The following is a 19,812-nucleotide window of genomic DNA, read 5'->3' on the forward strand; positions in this document are numbered from 1 at the left end:
ATACCGCTGGGTCAAAGTGCTTGCAAACGCTCGCCCAGGCCACCGTTGTCCGCCAACTGCAGGAATTCGTCCCCCAACCGCCGACTCTCGCTCATTGCCGTCTGCCAGTATTTGTTGCGACTCGCGTCGTCGCCCATGAAGCGCTTGAAGTCGCTGCGGTCCGGCAATTTGCCGTGGGGCAGGCGGGCCAGGTAGTCCCTTGACGGCGCCAGCAGCAGGACATCCTGCAACCCCTGTGGGTTGCTGCGCCGCCACGGCAGGCCTTTGTCGAACCAGCCCGGAATGACCCGGTCGGTGAAATGCGGGTACAGCACGATATCGTCGCCGCAGTAGGGCAGGTCGAGGTGGTAGTCCAGCAGGCCGCCGTCGCGGTAGGTGCCGACGCCTGCGCCGGGGAGGTCGCGCACGCCTTGCATCACCATGGGAATCGAGCCGGAGGCCAGGAGTGCCTGGCGCAGGTTGGCCATTTGCAGCTCAAGGAAGCGTGACGGGAAATCCTCCAGCGCGTGCACCGGAGGCGCCTGGCGGGGGTCGTGGATGATCAGGCGTTCGAAATGCCGAGACAGTCTTGCGCGGCCGCGCAGGTTGTCGGCAATCACCGACGACAGGCCCAGGCCCAGCCGGCCTCGATGGTCATCGGCGAGCAGGCCATGGCTTTTCACTACCATGATGTTCAGGCGGTAGTCGGGGTGGTTCAGCACCTGTGCATCGCGGCCTGCCAGCAGGTCGTCGAGCATGCGCCGGCAGCTCTGGCTGACTTCGGCCATGGTCACGCCTTTGGCGAAACGCTGTTCGTTGTACAGGCGGCCCAGGTCGAGCAAGCCTTGCACCGGGTCGGGCAGGCAAGCGCTGGCAAACCGCCAGGACCCGATAGACGCACCGATCAGCGCACGCTCCCGAGGTTTGCGCGTCAGCCAGTCGCCGAACAGCGCCAGGTCCAGGCCCTGGATGCCCAACGCCTTGGGACCGCCGGCTGCGCCCGGGAGGATGCCAACATCGGCGGGCGCCAGGCCTTGCCCTCGAATGCGTGCGAAGGCGCGTTTGCCGGCCCTGAGCGTCAGGGCGGGGAACTTGATGTGAATAGCTGTCATACCGTTCTCTGTCAGAGCGATTGCAGGAACAACCTCGCTCCTGGAAAAATTGCCATGGTGGCAATTCAGTTTCAATTAAGTTGCCGCGCGTACCGTGATCATGCGTAGGAAAAACATCCTGAAACGGAGACTTATCATGAAGCGCCTCACAGCGCTGGTCGCCGCCGGTATCATTGCGTCCTCGGTCACGCCGGCCTGGGCAATGGACCCCGACAAACCACTGAAATTGCCTGGCACTGTTACAATTGTCGCCTTCGATCAGCTTGAAGCCGCCGCCCTGGCCTTGCATCCGGGATCGACCTTGCTGGGCACCGACCTGGACGAGGAGTACGGCAAGTACATCTACCAGGTCGAACTCGAAGATGCCCATGGCCTTGAATGGGACATTGAATTGGACGCGCTCACCGGGCACGTTCTCAAGAATCATCAGGACACGTAATGACGCTATATCGACGCGCCGGTAGTCTGGTGCTGCTGGCGCTCCTGGCCTTTTGCTCAAGCCTGGCCGCTCGCGATCTCAATCAGGATGAAGCCTTGGCGCTGCGTCAGCAGGGCGTGATCCTGCCGCTGGAGCTCCTGTTGCACAAGGCGATGTCACGCTACCCGGGGGGGCGGCTGCTGGAGGCGGAGCTGGAGCTCAAGCATGGCCAATACGCCTATGAAGTGGAACTGGTAACCACCGAAGGCGTCGTGCGCGAAATCAAGCTCGACGCCACCAACGGTACATTGATCAAGGATAAGGAAGACTGATGCGCCTGCTTCTGGTGGAAGACAACGTCCCGCTGGCCGATGAGCTGCTGACCGGCCTGCAGCGTCAAGGCTATGCGGTCGATTGGCTGGCCGATGGGCGCGACGCGGCTTACCAGGGCCGCAGCGAACCCTATGACCTGATCATCCTCGACCTTGGCCTGCCGGGCTTGCCCGGGCTTGAGGTGCTGGCGCAATGGCGCGCGGCAGCCCTGGCCACGCCGGTGCTGGTGCTGACGGCGCGTGATTCCTGGGCAGAGCGTATCGAAGGGCTCAAGGCCGGTGCCGATGATTACCTGAGCAAGCCTTTTCATCCCGAGGAATTGCACCTGCGCATCCAGGCGCTGTTACGCCGGGCCCACGGGCATGCCAACCAACCGACCCTGCAAGCTGCCGGCCTGCACCTGGATGAAGGCCGCCAGTGCGTGCTGCGCGACGGTGAGGAAATCCAGCTCACGGCCGCCGAGTTCCGCCTGTTGCGCTATTTCATGCTGCACCCGGAACAGATCCTGTCCAAAAGTCATCTGGCCGAGCATCTCTATGATGGCGAGACCGAGCGCGATTCCAACGTGCTGGAAGTCCACGTCAACCATCTGCGCCGCAAACTGGGGCGCAGTGTGATCGAAACCCGGCGCGGCCAGGGTTACCGGTTCGGCGCCAGCCCTGCATGAAGTCGATCCAGCGGCGCCTGAGCCTGGGCTTGATCAGCGTGATGGTGATCGTCGGCGTGGTGCTGGCGCAAACCAGCCTGTGGCTGTTCGAGGCCGGATTGCAGCGCTATCTGGAGGCCGGGCTGCGCAACGACAGCGAAAACCTGCTGGTGGCCCTGGTGCGTGGGCCGAACGGCGTGCAGTTGGACGAGCAGCGCCTGTCTCCGGCCTATCAACGGCCCTTCTCGGGGCACTACTTTCGCATTGATTTCGCCGACACGCACTGGCGCTCGCGCTCATTGTGGGACCAGGAACTGCCGACGCTCCCCGAAGCCGGGCTCAAGGGCAATCTGCAGCTAGGGCCGGAAGGCCAGAAGCTATTGGTATTGCGCTCGGACTACAAACGCTTCGGCCAGTCGATCTCCATCAGTGTGGCGCAGGACTACACGCCGGTGCGGGAAAGCTTTCGCCTGATGCGCCAGATCGGCCTGGTACTGGGGCTGGCGGCCTTGCTGGTGGTGTTGGTATTGCAGCGCATCACCGTACGCCGCGCCTTGCGCCCGCTGGAAATCGCGCGCAATCAGATTGCTCAGTTGCAACAGGGCCAGCGCTCGCAACTGGACACCCAGGTGCCGGTGGAGCTGGAGCCGCTGGTGGCGCAGATCAACCATTTGCTGGCGCACACCGAAGACAGCCTCAAACGCTCGCGCAATGCCCTGGGCAACCTGGGACACGCGCTGAAAACCCCCTTGGCGGTGATGCTGAGTGCCGCATCAAGCGAAGCGCTCAAGGATCAGCCGCAGTTGAGCAAGTTATTGCGCGATCAGCTTGAACAGGTGCAGCAGCGCCTCAACCGCGAGCTTAATCGCGCGCGCCTGGCCGGTGAGACCCTTCCGGGGGCATTGTTCGACTGTGAAAAGGAACTGCCGGAGCTGCTGGCCACCCTGCGCATGATCCATGGTGAACATCTGGACCTCAGCTATCACGTCGCTCCCGGCCTGCAACTGCCCTGGGACCGTGAAGATTTGCTGGAGCTGCTCGGCAACCTGCTGGACAACGCCTGCAAATGGGCGGATGCCGAGGTTCGACTGAGCGTGGTTGAGACTTCGCAGGGCTACCGGCTGGCGGTCGAAGACGACGGCCCGGGCATTCCGGAGACTCAGCGTGACCAGGTGTTCAGTCGTGGCGCACGCCTGGATGAACAGATCGACGGCCACGGCCTGGGGCTGGGCATCGTGCGCGATATCGTCGAGGTGTGGGGCGGGGCGCTGCGGTTGCAGGAAAGTGAGCTGGGCGGGCTCGAGGCGCTGGTCGAATTGCCCAGGCGGTAGCGCAGATTTAAACATGTGGGCGGGGCGGTGCGACGGTTCGACTTGCCCCCATTCGTCAGCCTATGACTATCTTACTGATGCTCCACAATCCAATGTGGGAGGGGGCTTGCCCCCGATGGCGGCCTCTGGGCTGGCCAGTATCTTGGATCAGACCGAGTACATATCCGTTTCTGCGGTAACGGCTACTTAGGGTTCCGCTTTTACAGCGGCTCACTTTTGAAAAGCGCAAAAGTAAGCAAAACGCTCTTGCCCCACCACTCGGCACCTCGCCTAGGCTCGGTGTGCCCTTGTAAGATTATTTTCACCTGCTTCAGACCGTTGTGCCCTCAGATTTCGAGATCGTGAGTGAGCATGGGTCGAAGCAGGTTCTTTTCTAAACTAGTCCGAACGGTTGCCTGGGCGCAAAGCCCGATTCTGCAAGGTTGGACGTGAGGAAAACGCCATGGATCATAACTCTGCGTTCGTCGGAATTGATGTTTCCAAAAACAAGCTCGACTCATTTGTCAGCACGACTGGCCAAGTCGAACAGTTTTTCAATACTCAAGAAGATATCCATCGTTTAGCTAAACATCTCAAGGCTCAGGACCCGGTTTTGGTGGTGTTGGAGGCGACTGGGGGATATGAGCGGCTTGCGGCTGCGGAGCTTTGCGCTGCAGGACTACCAGTCGTTGTCGTCAACCCTCGTCAGGTGCGTGATTTCGCCAAAGCTACCGGTCGGTTGGCTAAAACCGATGCTTTGGATGCCCAGGTGATTGCGGAGTTTGCTCAGGCGGTCAAACCCGAGATTCGAGAGATACCAGATGAACACGCTCGTGAGCTGGCAGACCTACTCACTCGACGCCGCCAACTCATCGACATGATCGTGGCGGAGGAGTCTCGGCTAAAGCAGGCGGTATTCAAGGCACTTCGAAGAGACATCAAGGCACATATCATCTGGCTTCAAAAGCGCCTTAAAAGCACAGACGATGACTTGCACGAGGCCATCAAGGCTTCCCCGGTCTGGAAGGCCAATTATGATTTGCTGCGCGAAGTCGCAGGTGTTGGCAACGTGCTCGCACTATCGCTGCTGGCGATGGTTCCGGAGCTTGGCAAGGTTAATCGTAAACAAGTGGCTGCATTGGTTGGTGTGGCTCCTTTTAACTGCGATAGCGGCCAGTACAAAGGCCGTAGAAGGATATGGGGTGGTCGAGCTGAGGTGAGAAGTGTGCTTTACATGGCTGTCTTGTCCTCGAAGCGCCACAACCCGGTGATCGAGAGGTTCTACAACCATCTGCTTGCTACAGGGAAGACGAAGAAAGTGGCGCTGGTTGCGTGTATGAGAAAGCTACTGACGATCCTGAATGCCATGGTCCGCGATCAAAAACATTTCGCAGAAATGGCTTGAATTTCGACACGGTTGCTCACTCCGGCCAGCGTGGTTTAACGGGGCGCCTGAGATCAAAAGCAGGTCAAGATCAAGAGCGGCTCGCTTCGCATCGTGGTTACGGGTGGGCGCGGCTGCTTTGTGTAGGAGCGAGCTTGCTCGCGAAAAACTTACAGGCACCGCGTTCATTCAGAAAGCACGCGTTATCGTTGACGTTTTTCGCGAGCAAGCTCGCTCCTACAGGCGGCGATGGCCCCTCCCACATTGGACCCGCGTCGTTACACCCGGAACTGATCCATCAACCCCTGCTGCTGATTCGCCAGGTTGTTCAACGCCCGGCTCACGCGCGCCGATTCATTGGCCTGTTCCGACAGCGACTCGGTGACGTCGCGAATCGTCGCCACGTTGTTGTTGATCTCCTCGGCCACGGCGCTTTGCTCTTCGGCGGCGCTGGCGATTTGCAGGTTCATGTCGCTGATCACGGTGACGGCATCACCGATCTGGCGCAGTGCGGTGACCGCCTGGCCGACCTGCTCGACGCTGCCTTGGGCCTGGCGATAGCTGTTGCCCATGGCTCCGACGACTTCCTGGGTGCCGCTTTGCAATTGCTCGATCACCACGCGGGTTTCTTCCACCGACTCCTGCGTGCGCCGTGCCAGGTTGCGCACTTCGTCGGCCACCACGGCAAAACCCCGACCGGCCTCACCGGCGCGGGCGGCCTCGATGGCGGCATTGAGCGCCAGCAGGTTGGTCTGCTCGGCGATGCCACGAATCACTTCCAGCACCGAGCCGATTTTTTCGCTGTTGCCGGCCAGGCCTTCAACCTGGGCCATGGCAGTGCTCATGTCAGCGGCCAGCAGGCCGATATTGCTGGTGGTCTGATCAATCACGGTCAGGCCATCGCGGGTGGACTGGTCGGCATCGCGGGCCGCTTGCGCAGCCTGGGCTGCGCTGCGGGCGACATCCTGGGCGGTGGCGCTCATTTCGTGGGAGGCCGTGGCCACCTGGTCAACCTGGCGATACTGCTGCTCCATGCCGGCGCTGGTTTCGCTGGCGATCGCGGCGGATTGGTCAGCGGTGCCACGGGCGTCCTGCACCGAGCGTTTGACCTCGGCGATGATCGGCTGCAACTTGTCGAGGAAACGGTTGAACCAACCGGCCAGTTGGCCGAGTTCGTCCTGTTTGTCGTAGGCCAGGCGCCGGGTCAGGTCGCCTTCACCGCTGGCAATGTCCTGGAGCATATGCGCCACGCCCAGGATCGGCCGGGTCACGCTGCGCGCCATCAGCCACACCAGGATCAAACCGACCACCGCGGCCAGCAGGCCCAAGCCGAGTTCGAGCAGGGTGCCCTGGGTATTGTCGGCATCCAACTGGGCCTTGAGTGCCTCGGCCGGCGCCACCAGGACTTTTTTCGGCACGTCCAGCAGCACGCCCCATGGCTTGCCGCCCGGAATCGGCGCAAAGGGCGCCAGCACTTTGAGTTGGTGATCGGTACGCAGGCTGCGGATCTCGGTACCGCTCGCCAGGGCAGTGATCAGCTGTGCACCGCTGGCGGGGTCGACCTGGTCCAGGCGCTGGCTGAGCTTGCTGGCGTCCGGGCTGTAGCCGGCGAGCAAGCCGGTGGGGCTGAGGATGCTGACTTGGGTCTGGCCGTCGTAGAGCTTCTGGCTGGCCTGTTGGCTCACGGCCTGCAAGCTGTTGAGGTTGATGTCCACGGATAACGAGGCAATGACCTTGCCGTTGGCCATCAGCGGGAAGACGATACTGGTCATCAGCACGTTCTGCCCGTCGATCACATAAAAGTAAGGCTCGATCACGCAGGGCTTGAGCGTGGTGCGCGGACAGGTGAACCAGGCGTTGGCTTGTTCGCCGCTGGGGCCGACGGACGCGTCGGTCATGTCGCTTTCGGGCAGCGCCATGGACGTGATGTTGCCGGGTGTCGGCTGCGACCAGTACAGGGCGAAGCGGCCTTTGTCGTTACTGCCCAGCTCCGCCTGGTTGGCGAACAGCTCATCCTTGCCATCCAGCGCATTGGCTTCGAACACCAGGGACAAACCCAGCAGGTCGGGGTTGGCCTGGAGCGCGGCGCGCACTTGGCGGGTCAGGTCTTCGCGGGTGTCGAAGGCATCCAGAAAGCGTTTTTCCGCCTGCTCGCGCAAAAACAGCACCTGGCGCGAAAACCCGTGTCCGTACTGGTAGGCATCCATGAACTGCCGACGGATGCCCAGCGCCTGCACTTCACCTTGAGCCTCGATGCGCGCCTGAGCGGCTTCATCAAGCATCTGCATGCTCGACGCTTTGACCTGTTCGGAACTCTGCGCCATGCGATACAGCGACAGACCCACCAGCAGGGTCACGATTCCCAGCAGGCACAGGCCCGCGAGCAGGGTGATTTTCCATTGAATGGAGAGCTGTCTGAGCGACATCGGGACATCCTTACCTGAATACACATAGAAAAACCGTTATCGGCTGCGCGCGCTTTTTCTTTATTCAAACAGTCAATTTAAACCTGTCCGGGGTCACAGTTTTTTGACATGGCCGGCTGGCTGCTGCACAGTGCGCGCCCTCTAATAAGACCTCTTTGAGCCCGTACGCCGGCAGCACCTTCAATGGCCGCTGAGGCGCGGGCATGCCTGTCTTTTATGTTTCTGTCTTGAGGTAACCATGATTAACGCTGTTATCGCCGCGGTCGGTACCATGCTGGTGCTCAGCCTGTCCCGTGTGCATGTGGTCATCGCCATCATCGTTGGCGCCCTGGTGGGCGGCTTGACCGGGGGGCTGGGGATCGACGCCACGCTCAAAGCGTTTAACAGCGGTTTGGGTGGCGGTGCGACCGTGGCGTTGTCCTACGCGTTGCTCGGCGCTTTCGCTGTGGCGATTGCCAAGTCCGGCCTGGCCCATGCCCTGGCGGACAAAGCGCTGTTGCTGGTCGATCGCCAGGAAGCCAGCGGCCGCAACCATGTCAAATGGCTGTTGATCGGCCTGCTGTGGGCGGTGGCGATCGCTTCGCAGAACATCCTGCCCATCCACATCGCGTTTATCCCGCTGCTGGTGCCGCCTCTGTTGTATGTGCTGACCAAGCTGCAATTGGATCGCCGCCTGATCGCTTGCGTCATGACGTTCGGCTTGATCACGCCTTACATGTTCCTGCCGGTGGGCTTTGGCAATATCTTCCTCAACCAGATCCTGCTGGCCAACGTGGCCAAGAGCGGCGTGGACATCAGCCAGGTCAACGTGACCCACGCCATGAGCCTGCCCGCGCTGGGCATGGTGGTCGGGCTGCTGGTGGCGGTGTTTATCAGCTATCGCAAAAAACGCGTGTATGACCTGGAGAAAATCGAACGGGTCGAGCAGGTGGCGGTGCAGTACAACCCGTTGACCCTGCTGGTGGCCGGCCTGGCGATTGCCTCGGCGTTCATTATTCAACTGTGGCTGGACTCGATGATCATCGGTGCGCTGGCCGGGTTCCTGATTTTCTCGGTGTCGGGCATCGTGCGCTGGCGCGACACCGATGATCTGTTCACCGAAGGCATGAAGATGATGGCGATGATCGGCTTCATCATGATCGCCTCGTCGGGCTTTGCCGAAGTGCTCAAAGCCACCGGTGATGTGCGCTCACTGGTGGAAACCTCGGCGGCGTTCATCGGCCATAGCCGTGGAGTAGGGGCGCTGTTGATGCTGCTGGTAGGGCTGTTGGTGACCATGGGCATCGGTTCGTCGTTTTCCACGGTGCCGATCCTGGCCGCGATTTTTGTGCCGTTGTGTGTGCAACTGGGTTTCAGCCCGGTGGCGATCGTATGCATCGTCGGCACCGCCGGGGCGTTGGGCGACGCCGGTTCACCGGCCTCCGATTCCACCCTCGGCCCGACCTCCGGCCTGAATATCGACGGCCAGCATCATCATATCTGGGACACCGTGGTGCCGACCTTCCTGCACTACAACCTGCCGTTGCTGGCGTTTGGCTGGCTGGCGGCGATGACGCTCTGACATCAGCTCCCTCACCTCACTGTAGGAGCGAGCTTGCTCGCGAAAAACGCCCAGTTAACGCGTTCATCCAGAATGCACGCGTTTTCGTTGGCGACCTTCGCGAGCAAGCTCGCTCCTACAGAAATGACGCATTTGGCCGCTAACCTCTCAAGTCGCCCCTAATAAGAGAGAAAAGCCATGCGTCTGAGCCTCAAGGCCAAAGTCCTGACCCTTGCCGTCGTGCCGGTGTTGCTGTTCGCTCTGGTCATCAGCCTGACCACCGTGTGGATGCTGCAGGGCCAGGCGCGCAACGAAGTGGATGAAACCCGCCAGCGCCTGCTCAACGACGCCAAGGCCACCCTGCGAGGTTATGTCGAGGTGGCCATGACCACCATCAAGCCGCTCTACGACGCCGCTGCCCCCGGCGATACGGCGCCGCGCTCGCAGGTGGTCAAGTTGCTGTCCAACACCAGCTACGGCAAGGACGGCTACTTCTTCGGCTACGACTCCGAGACCATCCGCCTGTTCAAGGGCAACAGCCCGGACGGCGTGGGCAAGAGCTTCAAGGACAACCGCGATCCCAACGGCGTCTACGTCAACCGCGACCTGGTCAAGGTCGGCAAGGACGGCAGCCACTACCTGCAATACAGCTCGACCCAGCCCGGCCAGACCGAGCTGGTGCCCAAGCTCGGCTACACCGAATACCTGCCCAAGTGGGACATGGTCATCGGTACCTCGGTCAACCTGGATGGCATCGAAGCCCAGGTCGCGGTGGTCGAGGCCAAGGTCCACGAGCGCATGGAGGGCGTGCTGTTGAGCATTCTTGGCCTGGCCGCCGTGGTATTGCTGGTGATTGCGGCCGTCGGCGTGCTGGTGGCCAACACCATCCTGCGCCCACTGAGCCTGATGAAGGCCAACCTGGACGATATCGCTGCGGGCGAGGGTGACCTGACACGCCGGCTGGCCATTACCAGCCAGGATGAACTCGGCGACCTGGCCGGCGCGTTCAACCGCTTTGTCGACAAGATTCACGGGCTGGTGCGCCAGATCACCGAAATGACCGCGCAACTCACCGGCCTGGTGAGCCAGGTGTCCGAGCAAGCCCAGCGGTCGGAAACCGCCATGGAACGCCAGCGTCACGAAACCGACCAGGTCGCCACCGCGATCAATCAGATGTCATCCGCCGCCCATGAAGTGGCGCGCAGTGCCCAGGGCGCTGCCGTTGCCGCGCAGCAGACCGATGCCGAGGGCCAGGCCGCCAAGCGGGTGGTGGATGGCAGCATCGCGCAGATCCATGCGCTGGTGAACGATATCCGCAGCAGCGGGGTGTCCCTCGACAGCCTGCAACAGGACGTGTCATCGATTGTCAGCGTGCTCGGCGTGATCCGCTCGATTGCCGAGCAGACCAACCTGCTGGCGCTCAACGCGGCGATTGAAGCTGCCCGAGCCGGGGAGGCCGGGCGGGGCTTTGCGGTGGTTGCCGATGAGGTGCGGGCGTTGGCCAGCCGCACCCAGACCAGCACCCAGGAAATCCAGGGCATGATCGACCGCCTGCAAAAAGGCACCGAAGCTGCGGTGGACGCCATGCGCCGCTCCAGCGATGCCGGTGACGGTACGTCGGCCCAGGCCAACCAGGCCGGGGCATCGCTGGACACCATGGCCCAGTTGATCGGCACCATCAACTCGATGAACGCGCAAATCGCCAGCGCCGCCGAAGAGCAAACCGCCGTGGCTGAAGAGATCAACCGCAGCGTCCACCAGATAGCCGTGGCGGTGGACAGCGTGGCCGATGAAACCCAGCGTGGCGCCCAGACGTCCCGCAGCCTGGCGGATCTGGGTCAGCGCCTGGGGCAATTGGTGGGTCAGTTCAGGATTTGATCGTTCATAGATCGCGCATCAGCAAGCCAAAATCCAGCCCCATCTCGGCCGGCAAGGGCACATACACCGTGTGCCCATCCCCCGGCGCTACCTCGATGGCTTCGCCCTTGACGTTATGCAACGAGGTCAGGTCAAAGTGGAAATTGCCGGCCGGCGTCATCAATTCCAGGTGATTACCCACGGCGAAGCGATTCTTCACCTTGACCTCGGCCAACTCGCCCCGGCGTTCGCCGGTGAGTTCACCGACAAACTGCTGGCGCTCGGAGACGGAGCTGCCGTGCTGGTAGTTCTGGTATTCATCGTGCACATGGCGGCGCAGGAAGCCTTCGGTGTAGCCGCGTTGAGCCAGGGATTCGAGGTCGCTCATCAAGCGGCGGTCAAAAGCGCGACCGGCGACAGCATCATCGATTGCCCGGCGATACACCTGAGTGGTGCGCGCGCAATAGAAGTGCGACTTGGTGCGGCCCTCAATCTTCAGCGAGTGCACGCCCATGTGGGCCAGGCGCTCCACATGCTGCACGGCGCGCAGGTCCTTGGCGTTCATGATGTAGGTGCCGTGCTCGTCTTCGAACGCGGGCATCTGCTCATCGGGGCGATTGGCTTCCTGCAGCAGGAATACCTGGTCGGTGGGCGTGCCGATGCCCAGCGTCGGCTCATAGGCCTGGACGATCTCGCCCGTGGCATTTTCCACCGCCGCGCTGGCCTGGTACTTCCAGCGGCATGCATTGGTGCAACTGCCCTGGTTGGCGTCGCGCCTGTTCATATAGCCTGACAGCAGGCAACGCCCGGAATAGGCCATGCACAGGGCGCCATGCACAAACACCTCAAGCTCCATGGCCGGCACCTGCTGGCCAATTTCGCCGATTTCTTCCAGAGACAATTCCCGGGACAGGATCACCCGGCGGATGCCTTGCTGCTGCCAGAATTCCACACTGGCCCAGTTGACGGTGTTGGCCTGCACCGACAAGTGAATCGGCATCTGCGGAAAATGCCGGCGCACCAGCATGATCAGCCCTGGGTCAGACATGATCAGCGCATCCGGGCCCATGGCGACCACTGGCGCGAGGTCCTTGAGGAAGGTCTTCAACTTGGCGTTGTGCGGCGCGATGTTCACCACCACATAGAAACGCTTGCCCTGTACATGGGCTTCCTGGATCCCGAGGGCCAGGTTGGCGTGATCGAATTCATTGTTGCGCACGCGCAGGCTGTAGCGCGGCTGGCCGGCGTACACCGCATCGGCGCCATAGGCGAAGGCGTAACGCATGTTCTTCAAGGTGCCGGCGGGAGCGAGCAGTTCGGGGGCGATCATCGGGGGCATGGTGTGTGAGCCGCAAAAAGCCGCGAGGGTAGTGCAGGGCAGGGCGTGGTTCATTGATCCACGTCTAGATAAGCCGATCTATGCTTGTTCGATAAACCAGGGCACTCCCAGGTTTCGCCGCGGACTAAGCATCAGGGCCGACACCGGCCCTGTGCTTTTTTGACATGGATCGGACATGAATCAAACCAACCTGCAATTCAAGACCCTGCTGTTACTGCTCGCCCTGGTCACCGTCGCCTTTATCTGGATATTGCTGCCGTTCTACGGCGCGGTGTTCTGGGCGGTGATCCTGGGCATCATCTTCGCGCCCATGCAGCGCCGCCTTCAGCAGCGCTTTGGCTGGAACCGCAACCTGACCTCCCTGACCACCTTGATGGTATGCCTGGTGATCGCGATTTTGCCGGTGATCATTACCAGCGCCTTACTGGTGCAAGAGGGCGCCACGCTTTATAAAAACATCGAAAGCGGCAAGTTGGACGTGGCCGGATACATCGAGCAGTTCAAGCATTTTCTGCCGCCATATTTCCAGCACCTGCTCGACCGCTTCGGCATGGGCAATCTGGAAGGCTTGCGGGAAAAGGTGGTCAAAGGCGCAATGCAGGGCAGCCAGTTCTTCGCCTCCCAGGCGTTCAGCTTCGGCCAGGGCACGTTTGATTTCCTGGTGAGCTTCTTCATCATGCTGTACCTGCTGTTTTTCCTGCTGCGCGACGGCCCGGACCTGGTACGCAAGGTGCGCACGGCGGTGCCATTGGCCGAGCCGCAAAAGCGTCGCCTGCAACTCAAGTTCAACCGGGTGGTGCGGGCCACGGTCAAGGGCAATGTGCTGGTGGCTGTCACCCAGGGTGCGCTGGGGGGCTTGATCTTCTGGTTCCTGGATATTCCCAGCGCGCTGCTCTGGGCGGTATTGATGGCGTTTCTGTCGCTGCTGCCTGCGGTGGGCGCCGGGATTGTATGGGGGCCGGTGGCCGCTTACTTCCTGTTGAGCGGTTCGATCTGGCAGGGCGTGGTACTGGCGCTGTTCGGCGTGTTCGTGATCGGCCTGGTGGACAATGTGCTGCGCCCGATCCTGGTGGGCAAGGACACCAAGATGCCGGATTACCTGATCCTGATCTCGACCCTGGGCGGGCTGTCGGTGTTTGGCCTCAATGGCTTCGTGATCGGGCCGCTGGTTGCGGCGCTGTTCATGTCCTGCTGGGCGTTGTTTGTCGAAACCAAGCCGCGCGTCAAGCTGCCGTTGCCCTAGGCTTCAAGCCTGTAGCGGGCTGCCAGTTGGCGTTGCATCTGGGCGTCGGATAACGAGGTGAGCGGGCCGCTGATGGGCTCGCCATCGCTTACCACGTACCAGCAGGCGAGCAGGCCCCGCTTGCGAAGAGGGGCGGGAACGGCGCTGCCGATGACGGACATGATCTGAACAGTGGGCATAAGGACCTCCAAACGTTATGGAGGTCACCTTACGGTGCGGCGGCGCCGAGGAAAAATCACCTGGCTCGATAGTCGACATCAATGCCAGGCGTCAATCCACCACCTGATCGAGCATGTGCACCACTTCCTGTTCGCTGAGCAGGCCTTTGCGCACCAGGTTTTCTGCCAGCAATGCCAGGAACTTTGCGCTGCGGTGGCCTTCCAGGTGCTTGAGTTCGGTCAGGGCGCTGTAGACCTTGCTGGATGTACAGAGGCCAGCGGTGCGGTGCGGGTTTTGCGTGGGCATGGTCCATCGTCCTTAATTGTTATTGAGTGGACAGAATCGATAGTGAGATGGCTTGGTGACACAAACATGACAGCGTTCCTGTTGGTCGATCAAGAGGCTATCCCAACCTGATGATGTGGGATCGGCGCCCAGGCATTGTCCTCACAACGACCTTGGCGAGATAAATCCAGACTTTGCGGGCAAAAAAAGGCCCCGCGTGTGGGCGAGGCCTGTTTGCGCACCGATAGACGGTTACCAGCCGTGGCGGTAGTAGCCATGGGGCGGGCCATAGTAGCCATAGCCGCGTGGCGGGCCGTAATAGACCGGCGCCGGACGGTAGTAAACCTGTTGCTGCACATACACCGGTGGTGGCGGTGCGTAGTACACCGGTGGCGGAGCGGCATACACCGGCTGCGGCTGCACGTACACCGGCTGCTGTACATAGACCTCACGAGGCTGGCTGGCAACCACGGAGCCGACGACGGCCGCACCGACAAGCGCACCCAACACGGCCGGGCCGCCCCACCCACCACCGTGAGCGGAAGCTTGGCCTGCCATAGCGAGTGCGCCAATAAGCAAGGCAATCCTGGGGAGTTTACGCATCATGGTCATTCCTCGGTTAGCCCCTGCGCTTGTGGTCTGCAATCAATAGACTCAAGGATTGTCGCGGGGATACTTTTAAGACAACGTATTTCTGAAAAACAGCACAGCCGCTAGGTAAAGGTTGTGTAAGGTCTGTACCGATTCGCTTACTTCAAGGAGCTACCCATGCAGATGCACCCCAACAAGGACACCCAGCTGTGCATGTCACTGTCGGCGCGTCCTGGAAATTTCGGCCTGCGTTTCCATAACCATCTGTATGAGCAGTTGGGCCTCAATTTCTACTATAAGGCCTTCAGCAGCCAGGACTTGCCCGGCGCGATCGGTGGCATCCGGGCGCTGGGCATTCGCGGCTGTGGCGTATCCATGCCGTTCAAGGAAGCTGCCATCGCCTTAGTGGACGAACTTGACGATTCGGTTCACGCCATTGATTCGCTGAACACCATCGTCAACACCGACGGCCGTTTGAAGGCCTACAACACCGATTACATTGCCGTCGAGCAACTGCTGAAAAAGCATCAGGTGCCGAAAGACGCAAGCTTCGCCCTGCACGGCAGCGGCGGCATGGCCAAGGCCGTGGCCAGTGCCTTGCGCGATGGCGGGTACGCCAAGGGTGTGATCGTGGCGCGCAACGAGGCGGCGGGAAGGGCTCTGGCGCAGAACCTGGGATATGCATGGCAGGCTGAACTGGGCGAGTTACGCCCGCAGATGCTGGTGAATGTGACACCGATTGGCATGAGCGGCGGGGCGGAGGCGGATCAGCTGGCGTTTGTGGCCGATGCTGTGGATAACGCCGAGACGGTGTTCGATGTAGTCGCCATTCCCGCCGAAACGCCGTTGATCGTGCGCGCACGTGCCAACGGCAAGCGGGTAATTACCGGGCTTGAAGTGATTGCGATCCAGGCGCTGGAGCAGTTTGTACTTTATACCGGGGTGCGGCCTACGCAGGAGCAGTTCCAGGCGGCGGTGGCCTTCGCCCGGAGCTGACGCCCTGTAGGAGCGAGCTTGCTCGCGAAAAACGTCAACGATAATGCGTATTTTCTGAATGAACGCGGTGCCAGTGAGTTTTTCGCGAGCAAGAGCTAGGCGCCCCCCTCGCTCCTACAGACGGTGGTGTGCGCTTACCTGACTGGCATTAGCGCAAGGTTGAATCTCGTCAGGCCTGTTCCAACTGGGCCAGGCGTTCTTCCAGGGCGGCGATCCGCGCTTCCAGCTCTTCGATGCGCTCGGCGCCGACGGTCGCGCCGCCACGCTCCACCGGGTTCCCGCGCGCCGCAATAATCGCTTCGATATCCGCCGGGTCGCCCAACGCATGGGTATACCGATCCTCGCGCTGCCCTGCCTGACGCGGCACCAGCACCGCCAGGCCCCGGGCAATCAGACGTTCCAGCTGATGCACCACTTGCTCGGCGTCCTCAAAGTCATGCATGCGCCCGCTGCGGGTCAGCAACTCGTTGACTGTCTGTGGTCCTCGCAGGAACAGCAGCCCGATCAGGATCACCTGCGCCGGTACCAGTTCCAGCGCCTTGTCGACACGATGTTCCCAGCGGTCGGCGCGGCTGCCCATGACCAGCCGGGTATAACCCTGGCCTTCCAGTGCGCGCAAGCTCTGGCCAACCTGGCCCTGGCTGAGGTTGGTCACCGGTTCGCGGCTGGTCTTCTGGTTACAGGCCAGCACCAGGGCGTTAAGGGTCAGGGGGTAGGTCTCCGGGTTGGTCGCCTGTTTTTCGATCAGGCAGCCCAGGACGCGGATTTCCGTGCTGTTCAGGCGCGGCTCAAGAGTGTCGGTGTCGTGCTCGGCGGTCATCGCGCGTTCCCTATGCAGTGAATCCACTAGCCTAAGCCGGAAAAAATAAAAGACAAGCGGCAGGCATGGCTATAATCGCCGCTGGTTCCAACCCTGCCATTACCGTGAGACTGACATGACTATTTCCCTGTATGCCGCTTCCATCCCAGTCTTCAAGCAAATGCTCAACGCCCTGAGCGATGTGCTGAACAAAGCCGAAGCCCACGCCAGCGCCAAGAACATCGAGCCGAACGCCTTGCTGCAAGCGCGCCTGTTCCCGGACATGTTCCAGCTGGTGCGTCAGGTACAGATCGCCGTCGACTTTGCCAAAGGTGTCAGCGCACGCCTGGCCGAGATTGAAGTGCCCAAGTACGAAGACAGCGAAGTCACCTTCGCCGACCTGCAAGCCTTGATCGCCAAGGTGCTGGCCTTTGTCGACACCATCAAGCCCGAGCAGATCGACGGCAAGGAAGGCATCGAGATCGTCACCCGCCCGGGCACTCCGAAAGAGAAGCGCTTCAGCGGCCAGTCCTACCTGCTGACCTACGGCCTGCCGCAGTTCTTCTTCCACGTCACCACTGCTTACGCCTTGCTGCGTCACAATGGCGTGGAAGTGGGCAAGCGTGATTACATGGGCGCTTTCTAAACCCCCACAAAAAAGCCCGGGAGCGTTCTTCAATGAACGGTCCCGGGCTTTTTTGTGGCTTACGTTCAAGCCGACTGTGCATCCTTGTCCAGACACGCCGCTGCGGTAAACAACACATCGGTGGACGAGTTGAGCGCGGTTTCCGCCGAATCCTGCAACACGCCGATAATGAAGCCCACAGCCACCACCTGCATGGCAATCTCGCTCGGAATGCCGAACAGGCTGCACGCCAGCGGAATCAGCAGCAGCGAGCCACCGGCCACGCCCGAAGCCCCGCAGGCGCAAATAGCCGCGACCACGCTGAGCAGCACGGCGGTGGGCAGGTCTACGGCGATTCCCAGCGTATGCACGGCCGCCAGGGTCAGTACAGTGATCGTGATTGCCGCACCGGCCATGTTGATCGTGGCCCCGAGCGGGATCGACACCGAATACGTGTCTTCATGCAGGCCCAGGCGTTTGCTCAACGCCAGGTTCACCGGAATGTTCGCCGCCGAGCTGCGGGTGAAGAACGCGGTGATACCGCTTTCGCGCAGGCACAGCAGCACCAATGGGTAGGGGTTGCGACGCAGTTTCCAGAACACGATGGCCGGGTTGATCACCAGCGCCACGAACAGCATGCAGCCGATCAATACCATCAGCAGATGGGCATAGCCGAGCAGGGCGCCGAAGCCGGAGGTGGCCAGGGTCGAGGCGACCAGGCCGAAGATCCCCAGCGGCGCGAAGCGGATCACCACACGTACGATCAGCGTTACGCCGTTGGACAGGTCATCAAGCACTGTGCGGGTGGTTTCGCCGGCATGGCGAATGGCAATACCCATGCCGATGGCCCAGGCCAGGATACCGATGAAGTTAGCGTTCATCAGCGCGCTGACCGGGTTATCCACCACGCTGAGCAGCAGGCTTTGCAGCACCTCGCCGATACCGCCGGGGGCGCTGACGGTGGCGTCATGGGTCGCCAGGACCAGGGACGACGGGAACATCATGCTGGCAACCACCGCGACCACGGCCGCGGCGAAGGTACCCAGCAGATACAGGAACAGGATTGGCCGGATATGGGTTTCCTGGCCGTGTTTATGATTGGCGATGGACGCCATTACCAGCACGAACACCAGAATCGGCGCGACGGCCTTGAGCGCCGTAACGAACACTTTGCCAATAAAACCGGCGGCCTTGGCGGCTTCAGGCAGCAACAGGGCGAGCAGGATACCGGCGATCAGGCCGATGACAATTTGCGTAACGAGGCTGACGCGCATTAGCCGTTGCAACAAGGAGGGGGCAGCAGTCATAAACAGTTGTCTCTAGTTTTTTTAGTAGGGCGCAGCATTGCAGGGATAAGTACTGTGGGAAGCAGGCGCGAAGTCTAGCACGCTGTAGGACGAGTCCCGTTTGCTGCGTCACTCCGTCACCGGTACCGTCGGATTTGACCAAATAGCTCCCGCAGTGTGTTCAGGGCAGGGCGGTAAACAGTTCGCGTCGGGCACCTTCGGTAATCGCCACGATGCCGGGGTGCTTGACCTTGCGCTCCACCGAGATGGCGTAAAACGATTCGGTCACCGCGTCGGTCTGGCCGATCAGCGCCACGCCGTACTGGCGCACCACCTCGTCGGCGATCACGCTGGGGGCGATAAAGATGCCGCTGCCGGACTGGCCGAACGCCTGCATCAAGGCGCTGTCGTCGAACTCGCCGATGATCCTGGGTTGAATCTGCTGATCGACAAACCAGCGCTGCAAACGGCTGCGCACCACTGTTTCCGCGCCGGGGATCAACAACGGTGCGCCGTGCAAACACCCTGGGAACGCGCCGCCATGTTGCTCGGCCAGCGCGTGGGTGGCAAAAAAACTGATGCCGCATTCCCCCAGCTTCTGGCTGTAGCCCTTGATGTCCAGGTGAGTCGGCATCGGACTGTCGGAGATCACCAAGTCCAGGCGCTGGATCGCCAGGTCGGCCAATAACCGTTCGAGTTTGTCTTCACGGCAAGTGATGCGGATCGGTTCGCTCAGTTCCATGGTGGGCGCGATCAGGCGGTACACGATGGACTTGGGCACCACGTCCGCCACACCGACGCGAAAAACAATCTGCTGTTCATTGGGTTGCGCGCGTAGCAGCGCCTCAAGTTCATTGCCGGTCTGGAACATCTGCTCGGCGTAGGGCAGCGCCTGGCGCCCGGTTTCTGTCAGCTCAAGCTGGCGCCCCACACGCTGAAACAGCGCAATGCCGTAGGTGTGCTCCAACAAGCTGATTTGCCCGCTGATGGTCTGGGGTGTGAGGTTCAGTTGTTCGCAGGCGCGCACAATGCTGCCCGTCTTCGCCACCACCCAGAAGTAATGCAACTGTCGATAATTGAGCATCGCCGTCTACACTTCGTAAAAACCGAAGTATACGCGAGAAAAATACGAATTTTACTGAACTGTCCAGCTGCATAGAATGCCTCGCTATCGCGGGGCCACTATTTGGTCCCAATGGTTCTAATGAGGAATACATCATGAAACTCAATTCCCTGGGCGCAGCGTCGCTGCTTGCGCTTTCATTGGTGGTGATCAGCGGTTGTGACCAGGTCGAGAAAAGCGCGCAGCAGGTGCTGGGCAAGGCCAGCGAATCGGCCAAGCAAGCCATCGACGACACCCAGAAGGCCGCCGAACAGGCATTGAGTGAAGCGACCCAAGGCTTGATCAGTCCGCAGAAAAAGGATGATCAGCCAGAAAAAGATGCAGAATCCACCCAAGAAACCTAATTTCCCAGCACAACGTC

The 19,812-nt window shown here is 61.0% G+C and carries 19 protein-coding genes and 3 pseudogenes; 12 read left to right on the forward strand and 10 right to left on the reverse strand.

Annotation, left to right across the window (positions count from 1 at the left end; genetic code table 11):
* Positions 1-11 precede the first annotated feature (11 nt).
* Complete coding sequence (locus MRY17_RS09160; RefSeq protein ID WP_181282615.1) at positions 12-1,091, reverse strand: patatin-like phospholipase family protein; 1,080 nt, start codon at positions 1,089-1,091, stop codon at positions 12-14.
* Positions 1,092-1,227: 136 nt separating this feature from the next.
* Between MRY17_RS09160 and MRY17_RS09165 the strand changes: the two genes are divergently transcribed.
* The 5 genes from MRY17_RS09165 to MRY17_RS09185 all read left to right on the forward strand — a co-directional run bounded on the left by MRY17_RS09165 (position 1,228) and on the right by MRY17_RS09185 (position 5,203).
* A complete protein-coding gene (locus MRY17_RS09165; RefSeq protein WP_181282616.1) occupies positions 1,228-1,530 on the forward strand; it encodes a PepSY domain-containing protein in 303 nt (100 codons plus the stop codon).
* A complete protein-coding gene (locus tag MRY17_RS09170) occupies positions 1,530-1,841 on the forward strand; it encodes a PepSY domain-containing protein (RefSeq protein ID WP_057726271.1) in 312 nt (103 codons plus the stop codon). The genes MRY17_RS09165 and MRY17_RS09170 overlap by 1 nt, the downstream gene beginning before the upstream one ends.
* Positions 1,841-2,509 carry a response regulator transcription factor gene (locus MRY17_RS09175; RefSeq protein ID WP_181282617.1) on the forward strand — a complete coding sequence of 223 codons (669 nt, stop codon included), beginning with the start codon at positions 1,841-1,843 and terminating at the stop codon, positions 2,507-2,509. Before MRY17_RS09170 ends, MRY17_RS09175 begins: the two co-directional genes overlap by 1 nt.
* Positions 2,506-3,819: a sensor histidine kinase gene (locus MRY17_RS09180; RefSeq protein WP_243353612.1), complete on the forward strand. Its 1,314-nt coding sequence runs from the start codon at positions 2,506-2,508 to the stop codon at positions 3,817-3,819. The genes MRY17_RS09175 and MRY17_RS09180 overlap by 4 nt, the downstream gene beginning before the upstream one ends.
* Positions 3,820-4,261: 442 nt before the next feature.
* A complete protein-coding gene (locus MRY17_RS09185; RefSeq protein WP_191951590.1) occupies positions 4,262-5,203 on the forward strand; it encodes an IS110 family transposase in 942 nt (313 codons plus the stop codon).
* 257 nt (positions 5,204-5,460) lie between these two features.
* Here MRY17_RS09185 and MRY17_RS26570 read toward each other — a convergent pair.
* Positions 5,461-5,970: pseudogene (locus tag MRY17_RS26570) on the reverse strand (methyl-accepting chemotaxis protein); the annotation flags it as partial.
* 348 nt (positions 5,971-6,318) lie between these two features.
* Positions 6,319-7,608 (reverse strand): annotated as a pseudogene (locus MRY17_RS26575) (HAMP domain-containing protein); the annotation flags it as partial.
* Between the two features lie 241 nt (positions 7,609-7,849).
* Here MRY17_RS26575 and MRY17_RS09195 point away from each other — a divergent pair.
* The 3 genes and pseudogenes from MRY17_RS09195 (at position 7,850) to MRY17_RS26585 (ending at position 11,026) form a co-directional block, all read left to right on the forward strand.
* The gene (locus tag MRY17_RS09195) at positions 7,850-9,169 is read left to right on the forward strand and encodes a Na+/H+ antiporter family protein (protein ID WP_181282822.1); all 1,320 of its coding nucleotides are present in this window, start codon (positions 7,850-7,852) and stop codon (positions 9,167-9,169) included.
* Positions 9,170-9,436: 267 nt separating this feature from the next.
* Positions 9,437-10,168 (forward strand): annotated as a pseudogene (locus MRY17_RS26580) (cache domain-containing protein); the annotation flags it as partial.
* Between the two features lie 102 nt (positions 10,169-10,270).
* Entirely contained in the window at positions 10,271-11,026 is a 756-nt protein-coding gene (locus tag MRY17_RS26585) for a methyl-accepting chemotaxis protein (RefSeq protein ID WP_375154651.1), read from the forward strand.
* Positions 11,027-11,030: 4 nt separating this feature from the next.
* On the opposite strand, the gene yegQ is transcribed toward MRY17_RS26585, so the two are convergent.
* On the reverse strand, positions 11,031-12,344 hold the full coding sequence (gene yegQ / locus MRY17_RS09205) for a tRNA 5-hydroxyuridine modification protein YegQ (protein WP_243353614.1): 1,314 nt from the start codon (positions 12,342-12,344) through the stop codon (positions 11,031-11,033).
* Positions 12,345-12,519: 175 nt separating this feature from the next.
* Between yegQ and MRY17_RS09210 the strand changes: the two genes are divergently transcribed.
* Positions 12,520-13,587, forward strand: coding sequence for an AI-2E family transporter (locus tag MRY17_RS09210; RefSeq protein WP_057726258.1), 1,068 nt, complete (start codon positions 12,520-12,522; stop codon positions 13,585-13,587).
* On the opposite strand, the gene MRY17_RS09215 is transcribed toward MRY17_RS09210, so the two are convergent.
* From MRY17_RS09215 to MRY17_RS09225, 3 genes are all read right to left on the reverse strand, one after another.
* Positions 13,584-13,766, reverse strand: coding sequence for a hypothetical protein (locus MRY17_RS09215; RefSeq protein WP_181282812.1), 183 nt, complete (start codon positions 13,764-13,766; stop codon positions 13,584-13,586). The genes MRY17_RS09210 and MRY17_RS09215 overlap by 4 nt on opposite strands.
* Before the next feature lie 91 nt (positions 13,767-13,857).
* On the reverse strand, positions 13,858-14,052 hold the full coding sequence (locus MRY17_RS09220; RefSeq protein WP_033899765.1) for a hypothetical protein: 195 nt from the start codon (positions 14,050-14,052) through the stop codon (positions 13,858-13,860).
* A gap of 231 nt (positions 14,053-14,283) precedes the next feature.
* Positions 14,284-14,643, reverse strand: a complete 360-nt coding sequence (locus tag MRY17_RS09225) for a hypothetical protein (RefSeq protein WP_181282813.1) — start codon at positions 14,641-14,643, stop codon at positions 14,284-14,286.
* 156 nt (positions 14,644-14,799) lie between these two features.
* Here MRY17_RS09225 and MRY17_RS09230 point away from each other — a divergent pair, with 156 nt between their 5' ends.
* The gene (locus MRY17_RS09230; protein ID WP_243353615.1) at positions 14,800-15,618 is read left to right on the forward strand and encodes a shikimate 5-dehydrogenase; all 819 of its coding nucleotides are present in this window, start codon (positions 14,800-14,802) and stop codon (positions 15,616-15,618) included.
* Between the two features lie 169 nt (positions 15,619-15,787).
* On the opposite strand, the gene MRY17_RS09235 is transcribed toward MRY17_RS09230, so the two are convergent.
* Positions 15,788-16,438, reverse strand: coding sequence for a YceH family protein (locus MRY17_RS09235; RefSeq protein ID WP_181282815.1), 651 nt, complete (start codon positions 16,436-16,438; stop codon positions 15,788-15,790).
* A 115-nt stretch (positions 16,439-16,553) separates the two neighbouring features.
* On the opposite strand from MRY17_RS09235, the gene MRY17_RS09240 reads away from it, so the two are divergent.
* Positions 16,554-17,063 (forward strand): DUF1993 domain-containing protein, encoded by a 510-nt coding sequence (locus MRY17_RS09240; protein WP_057726249.1) that lies wholly within the window; start codon positions 16,554-16,556, stop codon positions 17,061-17,063.
* A 65-nt stretch (positions 17,064-17,128) separates the two neighbouring features.
* Here MRY17_RS09240 and sstT read toward each other — a convergent pair whose 3' ends face one another.
* Positions 17,129-18,349, reverse strand: a complete 1,221-nt coding sequence (sstT, locus tag MRY17_RS09245; protein ID WP_181282816.1) for a serine/threonine transporter SstT — start codon at positions 18,347-18,349, stop codon at positions 17,129-17,131.
* Positions 18,350-18,509: 160 nt separating this feature from the next.
* Entirely contained in the window at positions 18,510-19,412 is a 903-nt protein-coding gene (gene nhaR / locus MRY17_RS09250; RefSeq protein WP_181282817.1) for a transcriptional activator NhaR, read from the reverse strand.
* Positions 19,413-19,546: 134 nt separating this feature from the next.
* Here nhaR and MRY17_RS09255 point away from each other — a divergent pair, with 134 nt between their 5' ends.
* The gene (locus MRY17_RS09255) at positions 19,547-19,795 is read left to right on the forward strand and encodes a hypothetical protein (RefSeq protein WP_181282818.1); all 249 of its coding nucleotides are present in this window, start codon (positions 19,547-19,549) and stop codon (positions 19,793-19,795) included.
* Positions 19,796-19,812: the final 17 nt, after the last annotated feature.

This window comes from Pseudomonas orientalis, from assembly GCF_022807995.1.
GTDB classification, from domain to species: domain Bacteria; phylum Pseudomonadota; class Gammaproteobacteria; order Pseudomonadales; family Pseudomonadaceae; genus Aquipseudomonas; species Aquipseudomonas orientalis_B.